At 70.4% G+C, this 25,488-nt stretch carries 23 protein-coding genes and 1 pseudogene; 14 read left to right on the top strand and 10 right to left on the bottom strand.

Features of this window, described 5'->3' with window-relative positions:
• Window positions 1-67: 67 nt before the first annotated feature.
• Window positions 68-958, top strand: coding sequence for an SDR family oxidoreductase (locus tag ABS735_RS18630; protein WP_373903296.1), 891 nt, complete (start codon window positions 68-70; stop codon window positions 956-958).
• Between the two features lie 71 nt (window positions 959-1,029).
• On the opposite strand, the gene ABS735_RS18625 is transcribed toward ABS735_RS18630, so the two are convergent.
• Together ABS735_RS18625 and ABS735_RS18620 are read right to left on the bottom strand one after the other, a co-directional pair.
• On the bottom strand, window positions 1,030-1,470 hold the full coding sequence (locus ABS735_RS18625; RefSeq protein ID WP_373903297.1) for a DUF2267 domain-containing protein: 441 nt from the start codon (window positions 1,468-1,470) through the stop codon (window positions 1,030-1,032).
• 214 nt (window positions 1,471-1,684) lie between these two features.
• Entirely contained in the window at window positions 1,685-2,122 is a 438-nt protein-coding gene (locus ABS735_RS18620; protein WP_373903298.1) for an Hsp20/alpha crystallin family protein, read from the bottom strand.
• Between the two features lie 127 nt (window positions 2,123-2,249).
• Between ABS735_RS18620 and ABS735_RS18615 the strand changes: the two genes are divergently transcribed.
• From ABS735_RS18615 to ABS735_RS18605, 3 genes are all read left to right on the top strand, one after another.
• Window positions 2,250-2,915, top strand: a complete 666-nt coding sequence (locus ABS735_RS18615) for a type III effector protein (RefSeq protein ID WP_373903299.1) — start codon at window positions 2,250-2,252, stop codon at window positions 2,913-2,915.
• Between the two features lie 290 nt (window positions 2,916-3,205).
• Window positions 3,206-4,510, top strand: a complete 1,305-nt coding sequence (locus ABS735_RS18610; RefSeq protein ID WP_373903300.1) for an ATP-grasp domain-containing protein — start codon at window positions 3,206-3,208, stop codon at window positions 4,508-4,510.
• Between the two features lie 16 nt (window positions 4,511-4,526).
• Window positions 4,527-6,575, top strand: coding sequence for a CocE/NonD family hydrolase (locus ABS735_RS18605; RefSeq protein WP_373903301.1), 2,049 nt, complete (start codon window positions 4,527-4,529; stop codon window positions 6,573-6,575).
• Window positions 6,576-6,690: 115 nt separating this feature from the next.
• On the opposite strand, the gene ABS735_RS18600 is transcribed toward ABS735_RS18605, so the two are convergent.
• Window positions 6,691-7,593, bottom strand: a complete 903-nt coding sequence (locus tag ABS735_RS18600; protein ID WP_373903302.1) for a TIGR03619 family F420-dependent LLM class oxidoreductase — start codon at window positions 7,591-7,593, stop codon at window positions 6,691-6,693.
• Window positions 7,594-7,925: 332 nt separating this feature from the next.
• Here ABS735_RS18600 and manD point away from each other — a divergent pair, with 332 nt between their 5' ends.
• Window positions 7,926-9,167: a D-mannonate dehydratase ManD gene (manD, locus tag ABS735_RS18595; protein WP_373903303.1), complete on the top strand. Its 1,242-nt coding sequence runs from the start codon at window positions 7,926-7,928 to the stop codon at window positions 9,165-9,167.
• A 120-nt stretch (window positions 9,168-9,287) separates the two neighbouring features.
• Window positions 9,288-9,950 carry a histidine phosphatase family protein gene (locus ABS735_RS18590; protein ID WP_373903304.1) on the top strand — a complete coding sequence of 221 codons (663 nt, stop codon included), beginning with the start codon at window positions 9,288-9,290 and terminating at the stop codon, window positions 9,948-9,950.
• A 270-nt stretch (window positions 9,951-10,220) separates the two neighbouring features.
• On the opposite strand, the gene ABS735_RS18585 is transcribed toward ABS735_RS18590, so the two are convergent.
• On the bottom strand, window positions 10,221-10,949 hold the full coding sequence (locus ABS735_RS18585) for a DUF1963 domain-containing protein (protein WP_373903305.1): 729 nt from the start codon (window positions 10,947-10,949) through the stop codon (window positions 10,221-10,223).
• Window positions 10,950-11,244: 295 nt separating this feature from the next.
• Here ABS735_RS18585 and ABS735_RS18580 point away from each other — a divergent pair, with 295 nt between their 5' ends.
• The 5 genes from ABS735_RS18580 to ABS735_RS18560 all read left to right on the top strand — a co-directional run bounded on the left by ABS735_RS18580 (window position 11,245) and on the right by ABS735_RS18560 (window position 15,816).
• On the top strand, window positions 11,245-12,078 hold the full coding sequence (locus ABS735_RS18580; protein WP_373903306.1) for a PIG-L family deacetylase: 834 nt from the start codon (window positions 11,245-11,247) through the stop codon (window positions 12,076-12,078).
• Window positions 12,079-12,118: 40 nt separating this feature from the next.
• Window positions 12,119-12,658 (top strand): GNAT family N-acetyltransferase, encoded by a 540-nt coding sequence (locus ABS735_RS18575; RefSeq protein ID WP_373903307.1) that lies wholly within the window; start codon window positions 12,119-12,121, stop codon window positions 12,656-12,658.
• Between the two features lie 66 nt (window positions 12,659-12,724).
• Window positions 12,725-13,528 (top strand): SAM-dependent methyltransferase, encoded by an 804-nt coding sequence (locus ABS735_RS18570; protein ID WP_373903308.1) that lies wholly within the window; start codon window positions 12,725-12,727, stop codon window positions 13,526-13,528.
• Window positions 13,529-13,676: 148 nt separating this feature from the next.
• Window positions 13,677-15,128 (top strand): sensor histidine kinase, encoded by a 1,452-nt coding sequence (locus ABS735_RS18565; RefSeq protein ID WP_373903309.1) that lies wholly within the window; start codon window positions 13,677-13,679, stop codon window positions 15,126-15,128.
• A 7-nt stretch (window positions 15,129-15,135) separates the two neighbouring features.
• Complete coding sequence (locus ABS735_RS18560) at window positions 15,136-15,816, top strand: response regulator (RefSeq protein ID WP_373903310.1); 681 nt, start codon at window positions 15,136-15,138, stop codon at window positions 15,814-15,816.
• Here the strand turns inward: ABS735_RS18560 and ABS735_RS18555 are convergent.
• The 5 genes and pseudogenes from ABS735_RS18555 to ABS735_RS18535 all read right to left on the bottom strand — a co-directional run.
• Window positions 15,781-16,497, bottom strand: a pseudogene (locus ABS735_RS18555) (phosphatase PAP2 family protein); the annotation flags it as partial. The gene ABS735_RS18560 and the pseudogene ABS735_RS18555 overlap by 36 nt on opposite strands.
• Window positions 16,498-16,593: 96 nt before the next feature.
• Window positions 16,594-17,136, bottom strand: a complete 543-nt coding sequence (locus tag ABS735_RS18550) for an MOSC domain-containing protein (RefSeq protein WP_373903311.1) — start codon at window positions 17,134-17,136, stop codon at window positions 16,594-16,596.
• 399 nt (window positions 17,137-17,535) lie between these two features.
• A complete protein-coding gene (locus tag ABS735_RS18545) occupies window positions 17,536-18,921 on the bottom strand; it encodes a cellulase family glycosylhydrolase (protein WP_373903312.1) in 1,386 nt (461 codons plus the stop codon).
• 508 nt (window positions 18,922-19,429) lie between these two features.
• Window positions 19,430-20,398 carry a DUF3500 domain-containing protein gene (locus ABS735_RS18540; RefSeq protein ID WP_373903313.1) on the bottom strand — a complete coding sequence of 323 codons (969 nt, stop codon included), beginning with the start codon at window positions 20,396-20,398 and terminating at the stop codon, window positions 19,430-19,432.
• 161 nt (window positions 20,399-20,559) lie between these two features.
• Window positions 20,560-21,294 (bottom strand): translation initiation factor IF-2, encoded by a 735-nt coding sequence (locus tag ABS735_RS18535; protein ID WP_373903314.1) that lies wholly within the window; start codon window positions 21,292-21,294, stop codon window positions 20,560-20,562.
• 225 nt (window positions 21,295-21,519) lie between these two features.
• Here ABS735_RS18535 and ABS735_RS18530 point away from each other — a divergent pair, with 225 nt between their 5' ends.
• Both ABS735_RS18530 and ABS735_RS18525 read left to right on the top strand, forming a co-directional pair.
• Entirely contained in the window at window positions 21,520-21,681 is a 162-nt protein-coding gene (locus ABS735_RS18530) for a hypothetical protein (RefSeq protein ID WP_373903315.1), read from the top strand.
• A gap of 109 nt (window positions 21,682-21,790) precedes the next feature.
• A complete protein-coding gene (locus tag ABS735_RS18525) occupies window positions 21,791-22,285 on the top strand; it encodes a potassium channel family protein (protein ID WP_373903317.1) in 495 nt (164 codons plus the stop codon).
• A gap of 71 nt (window positions 22,286-22,356) precedes the next feature.
• On the opposite strand, the gene ABS735_RS18520 is transcribed toward ABS735_RS18525, so the two are convergent.
• Complete coding sequence (locus ABS735_RS18520; RefSeq protein ID WP_373903318.1) at window positions 22,357-24,060, bottom strand: RICIN domain-containing protein; 1,704 nt, start codon at window positions 24,058-24,060, stop codon at window positions 22,357-22,359.
• A gap of 291 nt (window positions 24,061-24,351) precedes the next feature.
• Between ABS735_RS18520 and ABS735_RS18515 the strand changes: the two genes are divergently transcribed.
• On the top strand, window positions 24,352-25,383 hold the full coding sequence (locus tag ABS735_RS18515) for a LacI family DNA-binding transcriptional regulator (protein WP_373903319.1): 1,032 nt from the start codon (window positions 24,352-24,354) through the stop codon (window positions 25,381-25,383).
• Window positions 25,384-25,488 lie beyond the last annotated feature (105 nt).

Genomic DNA, 25,488 nt, shown 5'->3' with positions numbered 1-25,488 from the left:
CTTTTCGGACCACCGGGTCAGGGCACACGGTCGCTGACCGCGCCGTAACGAGACACGGGAGATCGACGTGGCGGACGACCAGCATCGCCAGCAGGACCCTACTGATCAGTATCCTCGTCCGGACTTCGCCGGCCAGGACCAGCCGCACCCGGGCTGGACCGGGCCGATGGACCCGCCGCCCGACCACGGTGAGGAGTCGTACCGCGGATCAGGGCGTCTGGTGGGTCGCAGGGCCGTCGTCACGGGCGGTGACTCCGGCATCGGCCGGGCGGTTGCCCTGGCTTTCGCGCGTGAGGGCGCCGACGTGCTGTTCACCTGCCTCGAGGAGGAGCGGGACGAAGCACGGGAGACGTCCCGCCTGGTCGAGGATGCCGGGCAGAAGGCCGTGGCCGTCTCGTGCGACATCCGCGAGGAGCAGAACTGCCGGACGCTGGTCGACCGGGCCGTGGCGGAGTTCGGCGGCATCGACATCCTGGTGAACAACGCGGCCTATCAGATGTCCCAGCCGGACGGCATCGAGGCGATCACGACGGAGCAGTTCGACCGGGTGGTGCGGACGAACCTGTACGGCATGTTCTGGCTGTCCAAGTTCGCGCTGCCGCACATTCCCGAGGGCGGCAGTGTCATCAACACCACCTCGGTGCAGGCGTACAAACCCAGCCCGCACCTGCTGGACTACGCGATGACCAAGGGCGCGATCGTGACCTTCACGCAGGGACTCGCCCAGATGGTCGCTGAACGCGGTATCCGTGTGAACGCGGTGGCGCCGGGACCGGTGTGGACCCCGTTGATCCCGGCGACGCTGCCGGACACGGCCGAGTTCGGGAAGCAGAGCCCGCTGGGCCGTCCGGCGCAACCGGCCGAGCTCGCCCCGGCGTACGTCTATCTCGCCTCCCAGGAGGCCGGATACGTCACCGCGGAAATCCTGAACGTGACCGGTGGGACACCACTGCCCTGAGCGGGGCGCTGGTCCGGGCGGTACCCGGCAGCCGGCGCCCCGGGAGCTGGTCGGTGCGCAGCCGGGGCGGCTCAGGCCGCCTGGGTGAGTTCCGCGCGGCCGAAGAGGATCGCGTAGCCGGAGGGCAGTTGGGCGAGGACGCGGTCGAGCAGCACCGGGCCGGCGAGGCGGGCGACGACGCCCAGGACCGAGCCGACGTCCCAGCGCGTGGTGGCGAGGGTGCCGCCGGTGCGAGTGGCGAGGTCCCTGACGAACGCCCAGCCGGTCATCGGGTCGCTCTCCGGGATCTGGGCGGCGAAGATCTGCGCCGCCTCGCGGGGGAGACGGGCAGCCAGCTCGACGCGTTCCTCGCCGGTGATGCGACGGCCGAGAGCGGCCAGGACGGTGGACACGACGTCTTCGGCTCGCTCCCGGGTGGGATAGGCGCCGTGGTAACGGACCTGCTCCAGCATCTGGACGAACGACATGGCCGGCTCGGTGGTGATCGTCGCCGGCGCCGCCTTGGACTGCATCGGGGAAGGACGCCTTTCTGAGTTGTGGGGTGGCAGGGCCTGGTCGGCCCGTTGCGGTGGGAACGGAAGTCCCAGTCGCCGGATGCGCGGGCCGCGCTCGGGTCGGCGATGCCCCTCCCTCGGTCCACGCCGAGCCGACGGGGAGGGAGCGGGGCGGAGGACGGGAGGTACGAGGACGTCCCGTCCTCCGCCCGCCGGGAGCACGGCCTCCGCCTCAGCCGGAGATCTCCTTGTGGTCCGTGCCGGCACCGATCGAGATCTTGCGCGGCTTGGCCCGCTCGGCGATCGGGACGCGCAGGGTGAGTACGCCCGCGTCGTAGTCGGCACTGATGCGCTCGGTGTCGAGGGTGTCCGCGAGCATCACCTGGCGTGAGAACACGCCGAAGGGGCGTTCCGAGAGTTCCATCTGGACCTCGTCACCCGCGGCGGCGGGACGACGTTCGGCCCGGACGGTCAGCATGTTGCGCTCGACGTCGATGTCGATCGCGTCCCGGTCGACACCGGGGAGGTCGAGGGCGATCACGTACACGTCCCCGTCGCGGTAGGCGTCCATGGGCATCGCCGACGGACGCGACCAGGTTCCGGACGTGCTGGGGAACAACTGCTGGGTGAGCCGGTCGAACTCACGGAAGGGGTCGGTGCGCATCAGCATCGTGAAACACCTCCAGTTCGAGCAGATCCGCTCATGCGCTGCTTCTTGCTTTTCTTGTAGCATGTCATCGAAAGGATGACAACCGGTGGTGTCATCAACGCGATGACACCAGTGTCGGGAGGTGACCATGGCCGCAGACCCGCGGGAACCCGCATCCCAGCCCGTGTCCTTCCTCGCCGCCGAGGCAGCACTGGCGGCGATCGAGGAGGCGGTCCACGGCGCCCAGGCACCGCGGCGTGGCAAGCAGCCCGGTGGCGAGGTCAGCTCCGACCAGGCGCTCGCCGCACTGCTGCTCCTGCGCGAGATGCGCGACCAGCTCGCCGGGTGGGAGACGGGGCTGATCGAAACCGCCCGTCAAGCCGGGGCGAGCTGGGCCGACCTCGCCCGTCCCCTCGGCGTCGCCAGCCGGCAGGCCGCCGAACGTCGTTACCTGCGCCTGCGGCCCGGCGCCCCCGGCAGCACCGGTGAACAGCGCGTCCAGGCCACCCGCGACCGCCGGGCCGCCGACCGAGCCGTCACCACCTGGGCCCGTGGCAACGCTGCGGACCTGCGCCAGCTCGCCGGCCAGATCACCGCACTCACGGGGCTGCCGGCCCAGGCTCGCACTCCGCTCGTCCAGGCACTGGGCCGCGACGACGCCGCCGGCCTCATCGAGCCGCTGTCCGATGCCCGCGAGCACCTCGGCGCGCACCACCCCGAACTGGCCGACCGCATCGACACCCTCACCCGGCGCACCGACCGGCTCCGTCGTACCGGAAGCAACGAGGCCCAGTCGCCGGCGGCAGGGGCGTGAGCACTTCCCCGGACCGAGGGCCGGTGCGGCCGCTCACCCGCCCGTGAGGAGCCCGGCTCGTTGCCGTACCGCCGCTGGTGCTGCTGCTCGGGCCGTCCGAGGGGGGCGTGCTCGCCGGGATGACGAGACCACTGAGGGCGCGCGGGCGCGACGGCCACGGACTCGCACCCGGCGAGACGAAGGCCGGCGCCAGACCTGAGCCACGCCGGGAGGTTGTCCAGGGCTCGGAAGGGTACCCAGTCGATCTTGAGAGGAGAGTCGTGCCTGAAAAGAACGCACCTGAAAAGAACGTGTCCGATGAGAACGCGAAGAACGTCTTCGTCGTCGGTCTCGACGAGGCGAACCTGCCGACGCTCCAGGCCGTGCCGGGCGCCCAATCGCTGCGCTTCCACGGCCTGCTGACAGTCGAGGAGCTCCAGGACGGCGAGGTCTCCGTGCCCGACATCCTGGAGAAGGCGCAGCGGGAGCTGGACGCCTTCGAGGGAAGCATCGACGCCATCGTGGGGTACTGGGACTTCCCGGTCAGCACCCTGGTTCCGATCCTCGGTGAGCGTTACGGCACCCGCACCACCAGCCTGGAGTCGGTGGTCAAGTGCGAGCACAAGTACTGGAGCAGGCTCGAACAGCGGGAGGTCACCGACTGCCACCCGCGTTTCGGCCGCGTCGACCTTCGGGGCGATCCGCCGAGCCCACCGGAGGGCGTGCGGTTCCCGATGTGGCTGAAGCCCGCGCTGTCGTACTCGTCCGAACTCGCCTTCGGCGTCGGTGACGACGAGGAGTTCCGCAAGGCCGTCACGGAGATCCGGGAAGGCATCTCCCGGGTCGGCCGCCCCTTCGAGCGCATCCTCGACCGCATCGACCTGCCGGCCGAGATGGACGGGGTCGGCGGCCGCGTGTGCCTCGCCGAGGAGGAGTGCTCGGGCATCCAGGTCGCCGTCGAGGGCTACGTGCACCAGGGCGAGGTGACCGTCTACGGCACCCTGGACTCCATCGACTATCCGGACTCGGCGTGCTTCCTGCGCCACCAGTACCCCTCGGCCCTTCCCCCGCAGGTGATCGCGCGGCTGCACGACGTCACCGAGCGCGTGATGCGCCGTATCGGCTTCGACTCGGCGACCTTCAGCGTGGAGTACTTCTACGACCCGAGCAGCGAGCAGATCAATCTGCTCGAGATCAACCCCCGCCACTCCCAGTCGCACGCCGAGCTGTTCCAGTACGTGGACGGTGTGCCCAACCACCATCCCATGCTGGCCCTCGCTCTCGGTTCCGATCCGACCATGCCCCACCGGCAGGGCCCTTATGCGATGGCAGCGAAGTGGTACTACCGCTGGTTCACGGACGGTGTGGTGAGCAACGTGCCCTCGCCCGAGGCGATCGCGCGGATCGAGCAGGAGACGCCGGGCGTGCGGATCCACGTCCTGCCCGAGGAGGGCCGGCGGCTGTCCGACCTTTCCCAGCAGGACAGTTACAGCTACGAGGTCGCGCACATCTTCACCGGCGGCGACGACGAGGACGAACTGCGCAGGAAGTACGACCACTGCGTGGCGGCCCTCGGGCTCGGCTTCGACGAGCCCGGTGCGGGACCGCGACGATAAGGAGCACGCCAGACCCATGCGTTACGTGACCCGACTGCCCCACGAGACGAAGGAAGAAGAACACGTCGTCATCCCCATGTCCGACGGCATTCACCTGTCGGCACGCGTGTGGCGGCCCCTGTCGTCCGACCACGAACCCGTGCCCGCGGTACTGGAGTACATCCCCTACCGCAAACGGGACCTCACCGCCGTCCGCGACTCGGTCCACCACCCCTACCTCGCGGGACACGGTTATGCGTGCGTCCGCGTCGACCTGCGCGGAACCGGTGAGTCCGAGGGGGTGCTCCGGGACGAGTACTTGGAACAGGAGCAGCGCGACGCGGAGGAAGTGCTGGCCTGGCTCGCCGACCAGCCCTGGTGCGACGGCAGCACCGGGATGATGGGCATCTCCTGGGGCGCCTTCGCCGCCCTCCAGGTGGCGGCCCGGCAGCCGCCGAGCCTCAAGGCCATCGTCATCGCGTCCTTCACGGACGACCGGCACGCCGACGACATGCACTACATGGGTGGTGCCATGCTGTCCGACAACCTGGCCGAGGCGGGCACGATGTTCGCCTACGGCACCTGCCCGCCCGACCCCGCCGTGGTCGGTGACCGCTGGCGGGAGATGTGGCACGAACGCCTGGAGCACACCCGGCCCTGGGTGCTGGAATGGCTGCGGCACCAGCGCCGTGACGACTACTGGCGGCACGCCTCGGTCGCCGAGGACTACCAGGCCGTACAGTGCCCCGTCCTCGCCTCCAGCGGCTGGGCGGACGGCTACTCGAACGCCGTCACCCGGCTGCTCGCCAACCTGGACGTACCCCGCAAGGGGTTGATCGGCCCCTGGTCGCACAAGTTCCCCCACCTCGGCGAACCCGGCCCCGCCATCGGCTACCTCCAGGAGGTGGTGCGCTGGTGGGACCACTGGCTCAAGGGCGTCGACAACGGGGTCATGGACGACCCCATGCTGCGCACGTGGATGCAGGACAGTGTGCCGCCGTCCACGTCGTACGAGGAACGGCCGGGGCGCTGGGTCGCGGAGCCGTCCTGGCCCTCGCCCAACGTCCAGGCGGTCACACACCCGTTGAGCAGGCATCGCATCGAGGACCCGGTGGAGCAGGCGCCCGGCCAAGGCGAAGAAGCCGCGGCAGGCGACGCGCTGACCGTGCGGTCACCGTTGTCCGTCGGCCAGTTCGCGGGGAAGTGGGCCTCCTACAACGCGCCGCCCGACCTGCCGTACGACCAGCGCGAGGAGGACGGGGGGTCCCTCGTCTTCGAGACCGATCCGCTCACCGAGACGCTGGAGATCCTGGGCTCACCGACCGTGGAGCTCGACCTGTCGGCCGCCGAACCGGTCGCCATGGTGGCCGCGCGTCTTTCCGACGTGCGCCCCGACGGTGCCGCGACCCGGGTGACCTACGGGCTGCTCAACCTCACACGCTGCGAGAGCACCGAGCAGCCCGAGCCGCTGGAACCCGGCCGCCGCTACCGGGCCACGGTCCACCTCAACGGAGTGGCGCAGTCCTTCCCGCCCGGACACCGGATCCGTCTGTCCCTGTCCAGCTCCTACTGGCCGCTCGCCTGGCCGCCGCCGAGGCCCGCCGAGCTGAGCGTCCACGAACGGTCCAGCACGCTCACCCTTCCCGTCCGCCCGACGCACCGCCCCGACGACACGCCTGCCGACCCGTTCGGCGCTCCGGAGGGAACACCGCCGCTGACGACGACCACGCTCACCCCTCCGGAGGAACGCTGGGAGGTGAAGCGCGACTTGATCGGCTACGACGCCGAACTGGACATCGTGAAGGACCGCGGCATGATCCGCTGCGACGACATCGGCGTCGACGTCGGCCGCCGGGCTCACGAACGGTACGCGGCGACCGCCGACGACTTCACCTCGGCGCGTGGCGAGTCGACGTGGACCATGCGTTTCAGGAGGGACGACTGGGACGTCAGCGTCGTGACCCACACCCGGCTCACGTGCGACGAACAGAGCTTCTTCGTGGACGCCACCCTCGACGGCTACGAGGCGGGCCGCCGCGTGTTCTCCCGCACCTGGAACGAAACGGTGCCGCGGGACCTGCTCTGACCGCTCGGGTGCCGAGGACGCCGTGCCGTGGTGTCCGGTCGCCGCGGCAATCCGCCGTCGCCGGCCGGTCCGGCGCAGCACAGTCCCACTCGCTTCCGGAGGAGTCGTGACAAGCTCAGCCCTTCCCGACGAGTTCGAGGATCCGCCGGGCGTGCTCCAGGGAGCCCTCGACAGTGTCCACGTCGTACATCGAGTCGACCACGAAGTGGTCGATCCCGGTCCTTGAGTGGACCTCCTTGACGGTGTCGGCGACCTTTTCCGTGCTCGTGCCCGCGTCGATGTTCACCCGCAGCACCGTGTCGATGGCGCGGGGGTCGCGGCCGTTCTGCCGGGCGAGCTCGTCCAGCAGCGAACGCTGCGCGACGAGGCCGTCCACGTCCACGTAACTCGGGACCACCGCCAACGGCAGCCAGCCGTCGCCCCGGCGGGCGACCCGACGCAGGGCTCGCTCGGACAGCGCGCCCAGGTAGAAGGGCGGCCGGGGCTGTCGCGCCGGCTTCAGGGGTGAGTGGTGCTCGGGCACCGAGAGTTGATCACCCTCGTACTGCGCCGGGTCGGTGGTCCAGATGGCGTGGAGGGCGTCGAGCAGTTCGTCCATGCGGGCACCGCGGCGCCTGAAGTCCACGCCCGCCGCCCGGTACTCCTCGGGAGACCAGCCGACCCCGAAGCCGGGGAGCAACCGCCCGCCGCTGATCAGGTCGATCGTCGTCAGCGACCGGGCCAGCTGGACGGGCGGGTACAGCGGAGCGACCAGAACATGAGATCCCAGCAGCACACGGCTGGTCGCGGAGGCGGCGACACCGAGCAGGACGAACGGGTCGGCGGCGGGATTCAGCTCCTCCGGGATGGTGTTCCCCTGCCCGCCGTAGCCCACGACCGGGTGGACCGCGGCCAGATTGCGGTCCCCCACCCAGAGGCTGGCGCCCCCGGCCTCCTCGATCGCGGACGCGAACGCGGCCGTCCGGGCGATGCCGTAGGCCTGGCGATGGAACTGGGGGAGGGCGAAACCGATCTTCATGGCGTCCTTCATGTCCGTGTCGCCGGGCGGTGTACCTCGACTCGACTCCGACGCGATTCTGCTCGAGCGACTCTCACCCTAGAGTCCTGGGATCAAGCCCAACTCGAGGCACGCCGAGTGCAATTGAAGTGTCCGGAACGCGCCGGGTCCGGGTTCCGGCACGACGGCGCGCCGGGGCGGCGTCGTTGCTGCACGCGCTCATGTCGTTGACGATGACGGCGATGGGCAAAAGGGTGGTCGTTGCCGGATGCTCTGCTTCCATTGGCGAAGCGCGGAACACTCGGTCGTGAATGGGCCACAATGCCGTCTCCGAGACCCCGAGGACGCACCCCGTGAAGATCACCGCTGCCGACGTCGTCGTCACCAGCCCGGGCCGCAACTTCGTCACCCTGCGCATCACCACCGAGGACGGGCTCACCGGACTGGGGGACGCCACCCTCAACGGGCGCGAAAGGGCCGTCGAGGCCTACCTGCGGGAGCATGTGGCCCCGCTGCTGCTCGGACGGGACGCGCATGCCATCGAGGACACCTGGCAGTACCTGTACCGGGGCGCGTACTGGCGCCGGGGCCCGGTCACGATGGCGGCCGTAGCCGCCGTGGACACCGCTCTGTGGGACATCAAGGGCAAGGCCGCCGGCCTGCCGGTGTACCAACTCCTCGGCGGCGCCTGCCGCACGGGCGCGCTGGCCTACGGCCACGCCTCCGGCCGGGACATACCCGAACTGCTCGACTCGGTGCGCGAGCACCTGGCCGACGGGTTCCGGGCCGTCCGGATCCAGAGCGGCATCCCCGGCCTCGACTCCGTGTACGGCGTCGCCGCCTCCGCCGCCGGAGGAGGGGAGCGCTACGACTACGAGCCCGCCCGGCGTACGCGCACCGCTCACCCGCGCCCCACCGAGGAGACCTGGGACACCCGCGCCTACCTGCGCCACATGCCCACGGTGTTCGAAGCCGTGCGGCACACCTTCGGCCCCGAGCTCCCGCTGCTGCACGACGGGCACCACCGCATGACGCCCATCCAGGCCGCGCGGCTCGGCAGGGACCTCGAGCCCTACGACCTGTTCTGGCTGGAGGACGCGACACCGGGTGAGGACCAGAGGGCCTTGCGGCTGATCCGGGAGCACACCACCACTCCGCTGGCCATCGGGGAGGTTTTCAACTCCGTCCACGACTACACCACGTTGCTCCACGAACGGCTGATCGACTACGTCCGCTCGGCGGTGACGCACACCGGTGGCATCACCGCCGTACGGAAGCTGCTCGACATGGCCGCCGTGTACGGCATCAAGTCCGGCATGCACGGTCCGACCGACATCTCACCCGTGGGCATGGCGGCCGCCCTCCACCTGGACCTCGCCGTACACAACTTCGGCATCCAGGAGTACATGCGCCACGCCCCGGAAACCCTCGAGGTGTTCCGAACCTCCTACCGCTTCGAGGACGGCCTCCTGCACCCCGGCGACGCCCCCGGCCTCGGGGTCGAACTCGACGACGAGGCGGCGTCCCGCTTCCCCTACGAGCCCGCCTACCTGCCCGTGAACCGCCTTCGCGACGGTACCGTCCACGACTGGTGAGGCTCGGTAGCCGGGCGGGCACGCGGCGTCGCGCCCGGCCGGCCCCCGGGGAGCCGCGGGTCGGCGGGGGAGCGTGGCAGAGTGGACATGTCCCGTCGTCCCCCGGAAAGCCCCCGTCGCATGCGTCTACTGCTCATCAGGCACGGCCAGACCCCGTCCAACCTCAAGCACCTCCTGGACACCGCGGAGCCCGGCCCCGGCCTGACCTCCCTCGGCCAGGAACAGGCCGCGGTGCTGGCCGACGCACTGGCGTCGGAGAAGATCGACGCCCTGTACGCGTCGACGCTCGTACGCACCCAGCTGACGGCCGCACCCCTGGCCGCCGCGACCGGGCTGGAGGTCCGGGTCCGGGCCGGTATCCGGGAACTGACCGCCGGCGATCTGGAAATGCGCGGCGACGACGAGGCGGCGCACACCTACATGCACACCGCCTTCGCCTGGTCCGCGGGGGACGTGGGGCTCCGTATGCCCGGAGGCGAGAACGGGGCGGAGGCGCTGGCCCGTTTCGACGCCGTAGTCGCCGAGGCGCACGAGGACGGCGCCGAGACGGTGGCGATGGTCAGCCACGGTGCCGCGATCCGTATGTGGGTGGCGGCGCGGGCCGGCAACGTGGACATCGCCTACGCCGCACAGCATCCCCTGGCGAACACGGGAATCGTCATCCTCACCGGTTCGCCCGATCAGGGATGGCGAGCGCTGCTCTGGGAGGGCAGCTCCCTGGGGCCCCTTCCCCACACACCGGGCCCGGACGACCCCACAGGGTCCGCCATGCCCACGCCCTGACGTACGCGGCGTGGGCGGTCACCGGCGCCGGCGAAGGGCCGCGGCCTTCCTGCGGCCCGACCCGCCGCACAGGCCCCGGCCGCCCCGGCCACGCCCGAACAGAGGCGGCCCGTTGACCGAACCAACTAGCAACTTCTCACAGGTCAGCGGCTGTTCTGCTAGCTTCCCGCCGTGTCCGACGAGTATTACGGGCTCGCCGACGTTGTTCGGTGAACTCGGTCCAGGAGACGGCTCGGTCGAATCTGCAGGCGGTGAGGTCATCGACACGGATCAGGAAGCGGCCGAAGTAGACGTCGTGACCAGGATCGAACTGGACGAGTGGAATCCACTCCCGCACAACGCGCTGCAACTCCTCCTCCACCAGGAAATCCTCCTGCTCCGGATCGATGACCGTGTCGCTGGACTCCTGCCGGGCTTGGAAATCTCCTCCGCGATCGACAGCTCGGGGACGCTGTACAGGCTGTCTCGGGAAAGCTCACCCTTGTTCCACGAGTAACCGCCGAGCTGGCAGGTGGCGAAGTTCCCGGCTGGCCACAGCCGGTCGACCAGAGCGCAATGCTCCCGGCGGTGCGGCAGGTCGCGCGCAAGCTGCTTCTGGAAGGGAGACAGCTCCTCACCCTCCTCTTCGTCCTCCAGCCAATCGGGGAGGTCGGCGTGGACGACGGCGAACAGGTCTTGCTCCGGGCCGATGAACTCGCGCTGCGTGGTGAAGGGGTAACGGGGGTAGTCCGCAAGGGCCGCCGCCACGGTGTCCGTGCCGGCCGGAACGTGGACGCTGCGCGCGTGCTGCTGCTCCTCGCCGCGGTCGCAGGTCTCGTAGGCCTCTTCGTGATGCAGGAAGACGAGCAGCGAGCCATCCGGTGGTAGCGGCAGATCATCGACCCGTGGAAGTGCGGCACAGTCGAAGGACGCGACGAACGGCAGCGGGGTCTGCGAGTTGGTCGTCGGCCATGGCATGCCTACCGGGAGCCGCGGCCACCCGCCGGTCCGGCCGACCAAGATGTCGGCGGTCTGCCCAGGCGGAAGGCCACGCGGATGCGCGACGATCTGGCCGTTGTGGCGCTCGTTCGCCCAGATCGTGAATCGCAGGAGGCCGGCGAACTTCGCGCCTCTTGGTTCGGAGGGATCGGGAACAGCGGGGCCGGACCGCGCTGTTGCACAGGCGGAGAGGCCGGCGCCCCGTGGGCGGGGGACACGGTGACCACGAGGTTGCCCGCCCGACAGGTAGGGTCCGGGATCGCTGTATTCCCGTCGTCATCGGATCAAGACGTATGTCTGCAGGAGGAACACTTTCATGACGGACCGACCCCTGACGCTCATGGCCGTGCACGCCCATCCCGACGACGAGGCCACCGGAACGGGCGGTGTCTTGGCGCGGTACGCGGCGGAGGGCGTCCGCACAGTGCTCGTGACGTGTACCGACGGCGGTTGCGGTGACGGACCGGGGGGTGTCAAGCCGGGCGATCCGGGCCACGATCCGGCGGCCGTCGCCTCGATGCGCCGCCAGGAACTCCAGGAAAGCTGTGATGTCCTGAAGGTCAGCGACCTCGAGGTGTTGGACTACGCCGACTCCGGAATGGCGGGCTGGCCGAGCAACGACGCCCCCGGGTCCTTCTGGCGGACCCCGGTGGAGGAAGGCGCCGCGCGACTCGCGGAACTCATGCGGCACTACCGGCCCGATGTGGTCGTCACCTACGACGAGAACGGCTTCTACGGCCATCCCGACCACATCCAGGCGCACCGCATCACGATGGCGGCACTGGAGATGACGGAATTGACGCCGAAGGTGTACTGGACGACGGCGCCCCGCTCGATGATGGGGCGTTTCGGCGAGATCATGCGCGAGTTCGGCGAGGACATGCCGGAGCCGGACCCCGCCGAGGCCGCCGCGATGGCCGAGATCGGCCTGCCCGACGACGAGATCACCACCTGGGTCGACACCACCGCGTTCAGTGGCCAGAAGTTCGACGCGCTGGCCGCGCACGCCAGTCAGGGCGAGAACATCTTCTTCCTCAGGATGGGCAAGGAGAGGTTCGGCGAGTTGATGGGCATGGAGACCTTCGTACGCGTCCGGGACACCACCGGTGCGGCCGTTCCGGAGAACGACCTCTTCGCCGGACTGCGCTGATCCTCGGCCGACGGCACTCCCGGGCTGTTAGCCTGCGCGCATGTCAGACCTGGGGCCCGTCGCGTGGCCGCCTGAGCCGATCAAGACGGAGAGACTCGTGCTCCGTGAGTCCGAGGTCCGGGACCGTGCGGTGTTCGTCGAGCTGCTGGCGTCGCCGGAGGTCCACACCTACCTCGGTGGCCCCCGCCCGCGTGAGGAGCTCGAGCGGGAGATGCCCGGGGTGCCGGGGCGGTGGCCCGGGTGTTTCGTCGTCGATCTCGACGGGGCGATGATCGGCGAGATCCTACTCAGGAGAGCATCGGAGCACCAACGCCCGGCCGCAGTGGGGATGGTCGATCTCGGCTACCTGTTCCTGCCGCGGGCGTGGGGGTTCGGGTATGCCGCCGAGGCGTGCGCGGCGGCACTCGACTGGCTCGACGGCGTCCTTCCCGGCGAGCCGGTGGTGCTCACCACCCAGACCGCCAACGTCGGCTCGATGCGCCTTGCCGCAAAGCTGGGGTTCACCGAGGTCGAGCGGTTCCGGGCATGGGACGCCGAGCAGTGGCTCGGTCTGCGGTCCCCGGCCGCACCGCCCACCTGATCCCAATGGCGCACGGACGCGCGGTACTTGGCTCAAAGACACGCAGCTCTGTGTGAAGCTTTGCCCATGAGTCATCCGAGTGAAGAAGTCAGGGCCAGACTGCAGACCGACCGTCCGCACTCCGCCCGTGTCTGGAACTATCTGCTGGGAGGCAAGGACAACTATCCAGTCGACAGCGAGGCCGGCGACGTCATCCTGACGACGTTTCCGGAGTTCGCCGCCGTCGCCCGACTGCAACGCCGGTTCCTGGCACGCGCGGTGCGTTTTCTGGCAGGCGAGGCCGGCATCCGCCAGTTCCTCGACGTCGGCACGGGACTGCCCACCGCGGACAACACGCACGAGCTGGCCCAGCGCATCGCGCCGGAGAGCCGCATCGTGTACGTGGACAACGACCCCCTCGTGCTCACACACGCTCAGGCACTGCTCACCAGCAGCCCAGAGGGTGCCTGCGCCTACATCGACGCCGATGTCCGGGACCCGGAACGGATCCTGGCGGAAGCCGCCAAGACCCTGGACCTCAGCCGCCCGGTCGCGCTGACCATGCTGGGGATCATCGGGCAGATCTCCGACGCCGAGCGTCCCGCGGAGCTGGTGAACACGCTGCTGAAGGGGCTGCCCCCGGGCAGCTACCTGGCCCTGAGCGACGGCACCAACGGCAATGAGGCGCTCAACAGGGCGGTCGAGGCCTACAACGGGCAGTCGGCCAACACCTACCACCTGCGGTCCCCGCAAGAGATCGCGGCCTACTTCGCCGGACTGACCCTGGTGGAGCCGGGAGTCGTGTCCACGGCTGCCTGGCGCCCGGACGCCGACCAGTCCGAGGAGCCCACGGCCGACGTGTCCGTCTGCGGAGTCGCCATCAAGAGCTGACGTGACCTGCCGCTGGGCCTGGAATGAATCCGGCGGGTCCTGTCGGCCTCCGCTCCGCTGATCACCGGCGCCCACAAGGGCATGGGGCGGCGCGGATTGGACTTTCGGCGGTGGTCCGACGGTTCCCGATGTCCGTACCGTCACTTCCGTGGACAGCACAACGACCGACGACGGGACGGCGACCGGAATCGCTGCTCTGCGGCACGCACGCGACCCCGGAACCCTTCTCACGGCGGCCACCGCGGTGGGTGTGGGCCTGAGCGTGACGAACCTGTGGTGGACCGTACCGACCGCCGCCACCGCGTTCCTCGCAGGCCGACGGCCCGGACGCACGGCTCCGACCGCGCTCGCCCTGGTCGCGATTCTCGCGGCCAGTGTGACGGCCTTGTCCGTCGTTCCAGCCTGGCTCCCGCTGGCCGGCCGTTTCGTGACGGTGGTGGTCGCCGCCACGATGCTGCCCTGGTTCGCCGGCCGGTTCTGGTGTCAGTACCGGCAGCTCGTCCGGGCCGGGTGGGAGCGCGCCGACCAACTGCAACGTGAGCAGCGACTGATCGCCGATCAAGCCCGGATGCGCGAGCGGGCACGCATCGCGCAGGACATGCACGACGTCCTCGGCCATGACCTCAGCCTGATCGCCCTGTCGGCCGGCGCACTCAAACTCGCGCCGGACCTCGCGGAACACCACCAGAGGGCCGCAGGGGAGATCCGTGCCAGAGCCGCGGCCGCCGTGGAACGTCTCGGCGAGGTGATCGGTGTCCTGCGGGAGGAGACCGACACGACCCCGACCGGCCCCGACGGCTCCAGCCTCACGAGGCTGACCTCCGAGGCGTCCGCGGCCGGACTCGCGGTCGCGTTGCGCGTCGACGGCGAGGCGGACGGCCTGCCGCCCGTGGTCGAGCGGGCGGCCCACCGGATTGTGCAGGAAGCCCTGACCAACGTTGCCAAGCACGCGTCCGGTGCGAGGGTGACCGTCCGCGTGACGCATACGGCGGCAGACACAGAGGTCGTCGTGGAGAACGGCCCCCCGTCGCCCGAGGCCGACCGGCGGCTCCGGCCTCCAGGGGGAGGACGTGGCCTGATCGGCCTCGAAGAACGTGTGCGCCTGACCGGCGGTTCGTTCGCCCACGGCCCGCGCGACGGAGGGTACGCCGTTGTCGCGCGTGTCCCGCACGCCCCCTCGCCGCCGGGGCCGTCCCGGGCGCGCCCTGTCTCCCGCGGTGACGAGGTGTCGCACGAGCACCGCCGCGCCCGGCGCAGGGTCGGCCGGACCCTGGTTGCCGCGTTCATGGTGCCCCTGGTGACGGGAGCCCTGCTGAGCGGAGCTCTCCTGGTCCGGGAGATGCTGTCGGCGTCACGGTCGGTCCTGGATCCACGCGACTACGCCCGCCTGCACGTGGGGCAACCTCGTTCCGAGGTACAGCGTCTCCTGCCGGGCCGGCAGACCGACCATCGACCGCTGACCGACGAGACGTCAGGAGACGGGACCACGTGCGAGTACTACGCGATGACGGCCGACCGCTTCGACGACCGGTCCGGCGACGCCTACCGGCTCTGCTTCCGCAAGGACACCCTGGTGTCCCTGGACACGGTCACCCCGTGAGCGCGCGATGATCCGGGTGCTGATCGCCGACGACGAGCCGATGATCCGCGCCGGGGTACGCGCCGTTCTCGCCACCGATCCGGACATCGAAGTCGTCGCCGAGGCCGCCGACGGGCACGACGCCGTGGAACTGGTCCGACGCCATCGTCCCGCGGTGGCCGTGCTCGACATCCGCATGCCCGGAATCAACGGTATCGACGCCGCCGCGGAGATCCGCAACGCCGTACCGGGCACGAGTGTCGTCATGCTGACGACCTTCGGCGAGGACGACTACATCCTCAAGGCACTCGGCGGGGGTGCGGCCGGTTTCCTGATCAAGTCGGGCCAGCCCGAGGAACTGATCACCGGAGTCCGGGCGGTGGCCGAAGGCGCCGCCTACCTGTCACCGAAAGTCGCGGCCCGGGTCATCGCGCACCTCGCCGCGACGGGCGCCGGCTCCCTGGCCGGTCGGCGTTCCGCCGCCCGCGACCGGGTCGCCGTCCTCACCGCTCGGGAACGAGAGGTACTGGCCCTCCTCGGAAGCGGCCTGTCCAACGGGCAGATCGCCCGGCGGCTCCACGTGGTGGAGGGCACGGTCAAGGCCCATGTGAGTTCCGTCCTGGCGAGGCTGGGCGTCGACAACCGGGCCGCTGCCGCGGTCGTGGCCCACGAGGCCGGAATCATTCCGCCGCAGCCTTCCCGGCCGTGATGCCACCCCCTGCGCGAGGGGCAGGAGCGCGAGGAGCACCGCCGCCACGACGGTGCCGCCGAGCGTCGCACCGGCGAGCACATCGTGCGGGTAGTGAACACCCACCAGCACGCGCAGCAGCGCGGCGGCCCCGGCCAGCGGCAACGTGATCACCGCGAGCCGGGGCCGCAGCACGGCGAGTCCGACGGCCAGCCCGGCGGCCAGGGTGGCGTGATTGCTCGGGAACGACCAGTCCCCGGCCGCCGGGCACGGCGCGACCGACTCGGCGCCGGCACGCAGCGCACGGCACGGACGCTCCTCGTCCACGACGAGCTTCACCGCTTCGCTCACCGCGTAGGCCGCGACGGTGCCGAGGCCGGCCAGTACGGAGCCGGCGATCCCTCGGGCGTCTCGGCGGCGCATCGCCGTCCACCACGCCCGGACCAGCAACACTCCGAGAATCACCAGCGTGCCCTCGGTGCCCACTTCCAGGAGAGGGCCCACCCACGACGGCGCATCCGTCAACGCCCCGGCCACCGACCGGTACGCGGACGCCGAAACCCCGTCGCCGACCTCGACGGCACCGGCTTCACCCAGCCCGCCGGGGGACAGCCACGTGACGACTCCCGCTCCCATGCCCAGGACGGCGAACGCGCCGAGCGGCCGGCCGGCTCGTACCTTCTTCCGCGGTTCTTGTTCCATGGCCCCGAACGTAGAAGCGCGAACAGCCGGAAACCCGAGCCGAACGGCAACACCGGACCTGGACGATCGTCAGGGTTGACAGCCGGGCGAGGGGCGTCAGACCCGATCGAGGGGCCGGTGCGGCTCGCTGGGAAGTTCCGCTGTGATCGCGTCACCGGGGCGCACCGTGCCACCGCGCTTCACGATGCTCATGATTCCGGCCTTGCGCACGATGTTCCCGGCCTCGTCACGGCCGACGACCTGCTTCAGGAGCCCGTCCTGGAAGTTGTCGATCTGCAGACAGGGATTGCGAAGGCCGGTCACCTCCAGCACGGCATCGTCGCCGATGCGCAACAGCGTGCCGACCGGCAGGCCCAGCAGATCCACGCCGCGGGTGGTGATGTTCTCGCCGAGGTCACCGGGCGCCACCTCGAATCCTTCCGCGCCGACCTCGTCGAAGAGCTCTTCATGGATGAGGTGGACCTGGCGCAGGTTCGGCTGGGTGGGATCCTGCGCGATCCGCGAACGGTGCTTGACCGTTACTCCGGCGTGTACGTCGCCCTCCACGCCGAGCCCGGCGAGGAGCGTGATGCTGTCCCGGTTCGGCTTGGTGAACGAGTACGTGCCGTTGCTGCTGACCGCCGTGACCGTGCTGCTCATCCTTGACGCCCCTCCCGAGTGACATTGATCAGCCACGACCCTAACCCCCGGGCGTCAAGCCGGGAGGGGGCCTGGACCGGTTCGGCGCATCCGTGGCGTCGTCCGCAGCGCGGGACTGCCGCCCGGTACTACCAGTGGCCGGGGCTGTGCTACCTCCGCCTGCACGACGCCCCATTGGTGAGCTGGGCCCTCGTGTGGCCCCACGGCTGGAGACACCCGTCCCGTCCGGGAGTTCGCACGCACGGCGAGCGAAGCGGTACACCGCGAAGGCGGACCAGCGCAGTGGCCGGCCGCGTCGGCAAGGGCTTCGGCGGACGGCACCGAGCGGGCGAGCCCCACCTCCTGATGGCGCCGCCGACCAGGGCGGGACTCCGGACGGCCTCGGAGCCCCGCCACGGGTCAACTCGTGGGGAAGTTGTCGGTGGTGCTGATACGGCTCTTCAGCAGAGCCCCGGACTCGGTCAACACGCCGCTGCTGCTGTAGTCGGTACCGCTGCAGGTACCCGGCTTGAAGGCGGCACTGCCCTCGTCGGCGTCGGAGTACGTCCAGTTCGCATAACTGATCTTCAACTGGTCGAGCAGGTCCAGCCATGCGATGCTGCTCGCCCGGTCCACCGCACCGCCGCCGGTGGCGCTCACCGTGCCGAACTCGGATACGAACAGGGGTAGTTGCGTTGCAGCTCGGCTCACCGCTGCCCGGTAGTCGTCCTTGTGGCTCGCGGCGTAGAAGTGGAACGCGTACATGATGTTGGTCGCGTTCACGGGGTTGTTGACCACCTCGCTCTCGTTCGCACCGTCCGAGACGCCCAGCGAGGACCAGCCCCGGGTGCCGACGATGACGACGGCGTCCGGGTCGGCGGCCCGGATCACCGGGATGACCTGCTCTGCGTAGTTCTTGACGGCCGCCCAGCTCACGCCGTTGGGTTCGTTGGCGATCTCGTAGATCACGTTCTTCTTGTTCGCGTTGCGGGCGGCGACGGAGGAGAAGAACGTCTTGGCGCGGTCGAGGTTGTAGTTCGGATCGCCCGGCGTCAGTGTGTGGAAGTCGATCACCGCGTACATGCCGCGTGCCTCAGCCATGTCGACCAGACCGTTCACCTGGCCGGTGAACCCCGCCGGGTCGGTCTCGTAGCCGTCCTCCTGCACGTACATGGCGACGCGGAGCAGGTCCGACTTCCAGTCGTCGGCCAGTGCGTCCAGGGACGCGTCGCCGTAGCACTCGCCGAACCACTGGATGCCGTGCGTGCTCATGCCGCGGAGCTGAACAGGACGGTTGTACTGGTTGCACAGATGCACACCGCAGACGTGCAGTTGCCCGTTGACGGCAGCCGGGGAGCCGGTCGCGGGCGGGTCGGTCGGGGGGTCCGTCGGCGGATCGGTGACGGACCCCGTGCAGGTCACGCCGTTGAGGGTGAAGGACGTGGGTGCCGGATTGGAACCTGTGAAGGATCCCACGAACCCCAGGTCGGCCGACGCGCCGGTGGACAGTGTGCGGTTCCAGTCGACGCCCTCCGCGGTGACCGTGGAGCCGGACTGCGACCAGGCCGCGTTCCAACCCTGGACGACCTTCTGCCCGGCGTCCGGCATGGTGAAGCCGAGGGTCCACCCGCTGACGGGATCACCCAGGTTCGTGATCTTCACGCCGGCCTGGAAGCCGGACTCCCACTGGCTGGTGATCGTGTATTCGGCCTTGCAGCCGGTTGCGGCCTGCGCCGGGGGCCCGGCAAGCGCTGTGAGACCGACGACCGATGCGCAGGTCGCGAGTAAGGCCAAGAGGCGTTTCAAGGCATACCTCCTCATGTGAAGCGGACATGACAGGTTCGGATGCCTTGGGAGCGCTCCCAAAGGCCATCGGCCCGAGACCGTACACCTGCAGGCTGGTGCGCGACAGGGGTCGGACCGTCGAACTGTCCCCAACCGGCCACGGGGCACTGACCCGCCTGACGCCGTCGGCCGGTGGTCGAAATCTGCGGACATGCGCTGCCCGGCCGACCCGAGGCCACCCCGTTGCTGGGGCCTTCCCCGGACTGACACTTCGGGGGCGGGTGCGGGACGCCTGCGGGCGCGCGGGGCCCTCGGCGGCTGTCAGCCGAGCTGCTCGGCGAGTGGGACGACGATGAGTACGTTGTCCAACCGCTGGATCGCCGTGCGGGGCCTCCTTCGCGAGTCACGGCCACCGTAGCCGCTCCCGTCCCTGGGACGAGGGGCGCTTGACCATGGTGGTGATGTCGCTCCGTAACGCGCACGTCGGCACCCCGGGTATCAGCGCGACGGATCACGTGAGCACAACGGCCTACGCGTGCTGCTCCGTGTAGTGGCCGCGGAGCAGGTCGGCCCCCCAGTCGTGGCGGATGTGGCGCCAGACCGAGTGTGCGTGGTTGCCGTCGTCCTGCGTGTTGTCGTACTCGATCAGGAAATCCGGGGCGCGGACGCAGTAGTAGTGCCGGTCTCCCGGTTCGAGACCGCCGGCCCAGGCGAAGGAAAGGGAATCCAGCCCACGGGCCACCGCGTCGGACCAGCACTCGCGCGCGTACGCGGTGGGCGCGCGGTCGAGATAGCGGCGTACCAGGCGCTCCAGAAGGCGCTGCTGACCGGGCGTCATGCGGTCGTACGTCAGACCTTCCGGAAGAAGACCCGGATCGGCGAACGGATCGTCCCGGGTCAGGATGTCGTCCGGCGGCGTGGCGGCGAAGTGCGCCACCGCCCGCGCGTTGCCGTGCAGGCCTGTGATCAGCTCTCTGGCCAGGTCCTCCTCCGGACCGAGGAGCCGGTGGCCCGCCTGTGGGCCGTTGCCGATGCGAGCCGGTTCCGAGCCGACGAAGTGCGGTGTCACCCGGATCCCGGCCGCCGTGACCAGTACGTGTACGGCGAGGTGGTGGCCGTTCATCCGCCAGCCCCAAGGTCCCTCGCCGTCCGGGTCGCCGAGCAGCCGCATCCAGTAGCGGTCCGCGCCCAGGGACCCCGCCTGGGCGCGACGGTGCCGTTCCACCTCGATCGCCCCGCGCACCAACTCCGCTCCCGCCGCGCTGTGCGCCGTGGCCAGGAGCGCGTCGACCACCTCGCGCTGCCGGTCGTCGAGCCCTTCGGTGAAGAGTCCGGGGCGCGGGCCCGGCAGGTAGCTCCACTCGCGCAGCTGGGGCGCGTCCAACCGGTCGGGTACCGCGCGCAGTTCACGCACCTGCTCCGGCTCCAGGACGGCCACCAGTGCACGTGCCGCCTCCCGCATCCCGGAGGCGACGTCCTTCGAAGGAATCCCGGTCACGCTTCTCCTTCCCGCCGACGGCCACGTTGCCGGCGACGGGATTCATTCTGCGTGGCGCACGGAGCGGTGTCATGCCGCGACGACCGCCGTCGGCCGCTCCCCGCCGGCCCCGTGTGATCGCTTGTCGGTGAAGGCCGCGGCTGCTCGAAGTGGTCCTCGGCTCAGTGCGGTGGCGGCGCCGGGTCAAGGGCGTTGGCCAGGGTACAGCCGCCCTCTCCGGGCATCCGCTGGATGCGGGGCGGCACCCACACCTCGGTGGCGCCGGGTCCGATGCGGGCGAGCAGGCAGTCCTGTGGGTCGAAGTGGTTGCCCTCGACCGAGAGGAGGACGCCGACCCTGCCGCCCTCTGCCTTCACTTCGGTACGGATTTCCGGATCGAGGTCGAGCGCAGCGAGCGTACGGCGTACCTCGGCCTCGTCCACCCGGCCGCCCGGTGGGACCCTGGGGAGTTTCGCCCGGAGCTCCTCGCCGGGCATTCGGGGCGGCTCGGGCGGCGGGGCAAAGGTCAGCGCGGGGCCGTCCGGGCAGTCCGCGTCATCGGGTTCCTCGCGCCACTGCGACTTGGGGGACACCCGCACCGTGAAACAGCGCCGCACGGTGATCTCCTCGACGTCGAACCATCCGTTGTACGCCGAGCCGGACGTGCGGACGACCACGTCGATGCCGTCCCCGTCGTGTGTGGAGGTGCCCGTCACCCGCATCACCTCGACCCCGTCGATGCGGGAGGCGGCACGACCGACCTCCTCGGCCGTGCGGGGGCGCTGACCGTACAGCTCCTCGCCCGCTTTCCTGGCGGCCTCCCGAGCCACGTCCGTCGCCTCGCTCTGCGAGGACTGGACCAGCCCGCAACCGGCGGTGAACAGCAACAGCGGAGCGAGGAGCAGTATTCGGCGCATGCGTCGACCTTTCCAGTGTCCCCTGCGGCGGGCCTCCGCTCGCGTACTCGGTCAGGCTCAGGTGATCGTACTCATCTTCGGCACGGCACCGACCGGCCACGGGGAGCAGGGCCCATGAGGAGGACACGCTGGAAAGGAGGGTCGTTGGGGCCACGGCCGGCCTGAAGGACCGCGTCACGTCGCGGACCGGCCGCACGCTGTTCGGCGAGGGAGGGCATTGCGGCGATGGCCTCCTCGTGCCGGCGGCCCGGCCTCGCCCAGCAGGCGGATCCGGCTCGAGCCGAACCAGGACGGGTGCTCCTCGACGAACTCAGCGCTGCCCTCGTCGAAGAGCGCCAGGGTGTCGTCCAGTCGTCCGGCTCGGTGCAGCAGGCGGACGATGTCTGAGGTCGGGACCGGCGCCGGACTTGACCGTGTGCCCGCCATTGGCTCTGTTCGGGTGGGTTCGGCCCGCCCCGGCGCGTTGTCGCGTCGTCGTCCCGGCCGGTGACGGAGCATGCCACGCATGCTGTCCGGTCTCCTGGCCAGATTGGCCGAACTGCTGCTCGGACGCCACGGCAGGTCGCTGCACCTGAAGGCTGCGTGCGCCGCGACGGTCGTCCTGGTGATCGTGGTCCTTGTCGGTTCCTGCTTCGCCGTCCTCGCTGAGCGCGGCGCACCGGGGGCGCAGCTGATCACCTATCCGCGGGCCCTGTGGTGGTCCGTGGAAACCGCGACGACCGTCGGCTACGGCGACCTGTACCCCGTGACCTTCTGGGGCCGGATCGTGGCCGTGGTGGTGATGATCGCCGGGATCACCTCCTTCGGTCTGGTCACCGCCGCGCTGGCGACCTGGTTCGTCGGAAGGGAACAAGAACGCCGGGGTCACTTCGTGCGCCGCACCGAGGAGACTGCCGAGGAGGCGTACGCGCGGGCGACCCGAGTGCTGCACGAGCGCTTCGACCGGTTGGAGCGGATACTCGACGACAACCGCGGGGGACCGCCCGCATGAACGGCGTCCACGGGGTCCTGTCGGCCGTGCACTGATCACCGACGCGAACGGACCCCGCGGAGCCGCTGGAGTCAGACGCGCTCCAGCCGCCAGAGCTGCGGTTGCAGCCCGTTGCACGTCCACTGCTGGACATTGGCGCCCGGTTCCCGCGAACCCTGCGAGACGTCCAGGCACTGGCCACTGGAGCGGGCGACCAGCCGGTAGTAGCCCCGGCCCGCGTTCTCCGGCCGCCAGTCCTGCGCGGCCAGCCCGTTGCAGTACCACTGCCGGACATTCGCGCCCGGCGTGGGTGAACCGTTCTCCACGTCCAGACAGTGGCCGCTGTTTCGCCCGGTCAGCGTGAAGTGGCCGCCGCCGTGGGCGCGCACCGTCCAGTCCTGCGGGCCAAGGCCGTTGCACGTCCACTGCTGGACGTTGCCCCCGGGCTCGCGCGCATCGGCCGCGACATCGAGACAGTGCCCGCTGCCCGCGTTGACCAGCCGGTAGAGGGCGCCGTCGACGACGCCGGCCGCGTCCCCGGTGCCGGTGAGACTCCCGGTGGCGAAGTACGGCTTGCACACCGAGCCGTCCCAGTCGGTGGCGATCTCCAGCACTCGGCGACCGTCCTCGGACGGCAGCAGGGGCGAGCTGTAGTTCTGGCAGTAGTTCACCTCCGGCGCCGCTACGGCGACCGGCGCCTCGATCTCGTACCACGGCCCGCTGCCGTTCTCCGTGTTGGCGAGGATCGTGCGGCCGCTCTCGGCGGCGGGCGTGCCGTCCCTGTTGAGGAGCCGCTGGCCGATCAGCAGCAGCCGCCCGTTCGGCGCGCCGTCCGGTGACGGTGCCCAGGCGACGGTCGGTGCCGCGCGGAAGTACTTGCCGTCCACGGTCTCCGGCCGGTATCCGAGGAAGGCGGGGTCTCCCCAGTTCCAGCCGTCAGCGGAAGTCCGGAAGTGCACCACGCACTGGTACTGGCCGCCGGGATTGCAGATCTCGTAGCTCATGAAGTAGCTGCCGTTCGGCAGCTTCCGGACGACAGGCATCCCGGGCCGGTCCTCGGACCAGCTGCTCGCCACGGTGTCGTGGTGGTCCTGCCAGTGGATGCCGTCGTAGCTGCGTGCGGCGACCAGCTTCTGGCTGTGCCCGGCGTCGGTCTCGTCGGAGTAGTGGCAGACCAGCGCGCCGTCCGCGGCCACGGAGAACTCCGGTTCCCACAGGCCGCCGGTGCCGCCCGCGACGGCGCACGAGGAGAGATAGGACCAGGTGCGTCCCACGTCGTCGCTCCGCCAGATCCGCAGCGCCATCCGGCGGTCGGGTTCGTCCTGGCCGGCGGACGAGGCCCACAGCAGTGTGCCCGCCCGCAGCCCGCCCACCTGCCGGGGCAACTCGAACAGTGTGGCGCAGCAGAGGCCTTGGCCCGCTGCGGACTCGGGATCGACGACTCGGCCGATCTCGCGGAAGCTCGTACCCGAATCGGTGCTCTCGTGGATGGCGCCGACGCCGTTGTTGCCGTCGAAGGTGACGACGCCGGCGAGGACGCGCCCGTTGGCCGCGCCGTTGTGGGCGAGCCGCACGGCACGAGGGTAGAGACCTGTGCCGTCACGCAACGGTGTCCCGGTGGCCGCGGCGGTGTCCGCCGCGACGGGAGTCGAGGAGACGGCAGTCGAGGAGACGGGGAGCGATGGCGCGTCGGCGGAGGCCGGACCGGCCAGGGCCAGGCCGAGGACGCCGGTCAGAGCGCACAGCGCGGCACGGGCGCGGGCGCGTCCGAGGAAGTGGTACAGGCGGAGGATCACGATGGTCTTCCTTCCTGCGAGGGGGGAAATCCGCGCCAGAGTAGAGGCGCATGTACATCGATGTAAACAGGGTCGACGAGCATGCCCGCGGGCCGCCTCGCGCCTGGCCTTCCGCCGGTCGGACGAACATCGGCGGAGCGGAGAGGGCGGGCTCGACCGCGCCTTGTCAGCGCGACGACAACGGATGTATAACGTTGCAAAACCAGCGCACAGGCTCGGCGTACGGCTCAAGGTGACGACACCGGACCCGCACCGACCACCCGAGTCGGGCCGCTCAGGGAAGGGAACGCCGTGCGGGTCAGCCTCAAGGACGTCGCCGCGCACGCGGGGGTCTCCATCAAGACCGTCTCCAACGTGGTGAACAACTTCCAGCACGTCACCCCCGCCATGCGTGAACGCGTCCAGCGCTCCATCGACGAACTCGGCTACCGTCCCAACCTGACGGCCCGGCACCTGCGGGCGGGACGCACGGGCATCATCGCGCTCGCCCTGCCCGAACTGGGCAACCCCTACTTCGCGGAACTCGCCGCGGCCGTCATCGACACCGCGGCCGATCACGACTACACCGTGCTGCTGGACCACACCGGCGGACGACGTGAGCAGGAGCTGCTGGTCAGTCAGGGCTTCCGGGCGCGGGTCATCGACGGGCTGATCCTCAGCCCCATCGAGCTGGAGACGGAGGACCTGCGCGATCGTGCCGGGGACGTGCCGCTGGTGCTGCTCGGCGAGCGGGACTACGACCTGCCGTACGACCACATCGCCATCGACAACGTCGCCGCCGCCCGCGCCGCCGTCGCGCACCTGGTCCGTCTGGGGCGCCGAGAGGTGGCGTTCATCGGCGCCCGGCGCGGGCGCAACGAGCCCGCCCAACTCCGCGTACGCGGCTGGCGCGAGGAACTGACCGCTGCCGGGCTCCCCGTCGACGACGGGCTCGTCGCCGCCACCGACGGCTGGGGGCACGCGGACGGTGCGGCGGCCATGACCCGCATCCTCGACACCGGAAGGCGTCCCGACGCGGTGTTCGCCTACAACGACCCCATGGCCATCGGCGCGATGCGGGTACTCCACGCGCGGGGACTCCGGGTGCCCGAGGACATCGCGGTGGTCGGCTTCGACGACGTGGTCGAGGGACGGTTCGGGGCCGTGACCCTCACGTCCGTCTCCCCGGACAAGGGGGCCATCGGCCGGCTGGCGGTGGAGTCGGTCCTCGCCCGGCTCGGGGGCGCCGCTCCTGAACCCCGGCGCGTCCGGGCGGACTACCGGCTGGTCGAACGGGAGAGCACGCTGGGGCGCCGTGGTGCGGACGAGAGCCCGAACGGCTGACGGCGGGAGCGTTCGCCCCAGGAGGCAGGAGCGCCGGCCGCCGGTCAGCGGAGCGGGGCGGCAGGGAGGCGGCGTGACAGCGTTGTCAGCCCGCGGACCCGTCAG

Source organism: Streptomyces sp. MMCC 100 (genome assembly GCF_041538145.2).
Lineage (GTDB): Bacteria > Actinomycetota > Actinomycetes > Streptomycetales > Streptomycetaceae > Streptomyces.
This window is presented reverse-complemented; position numbering and strand designations above follow the sequence as displayed.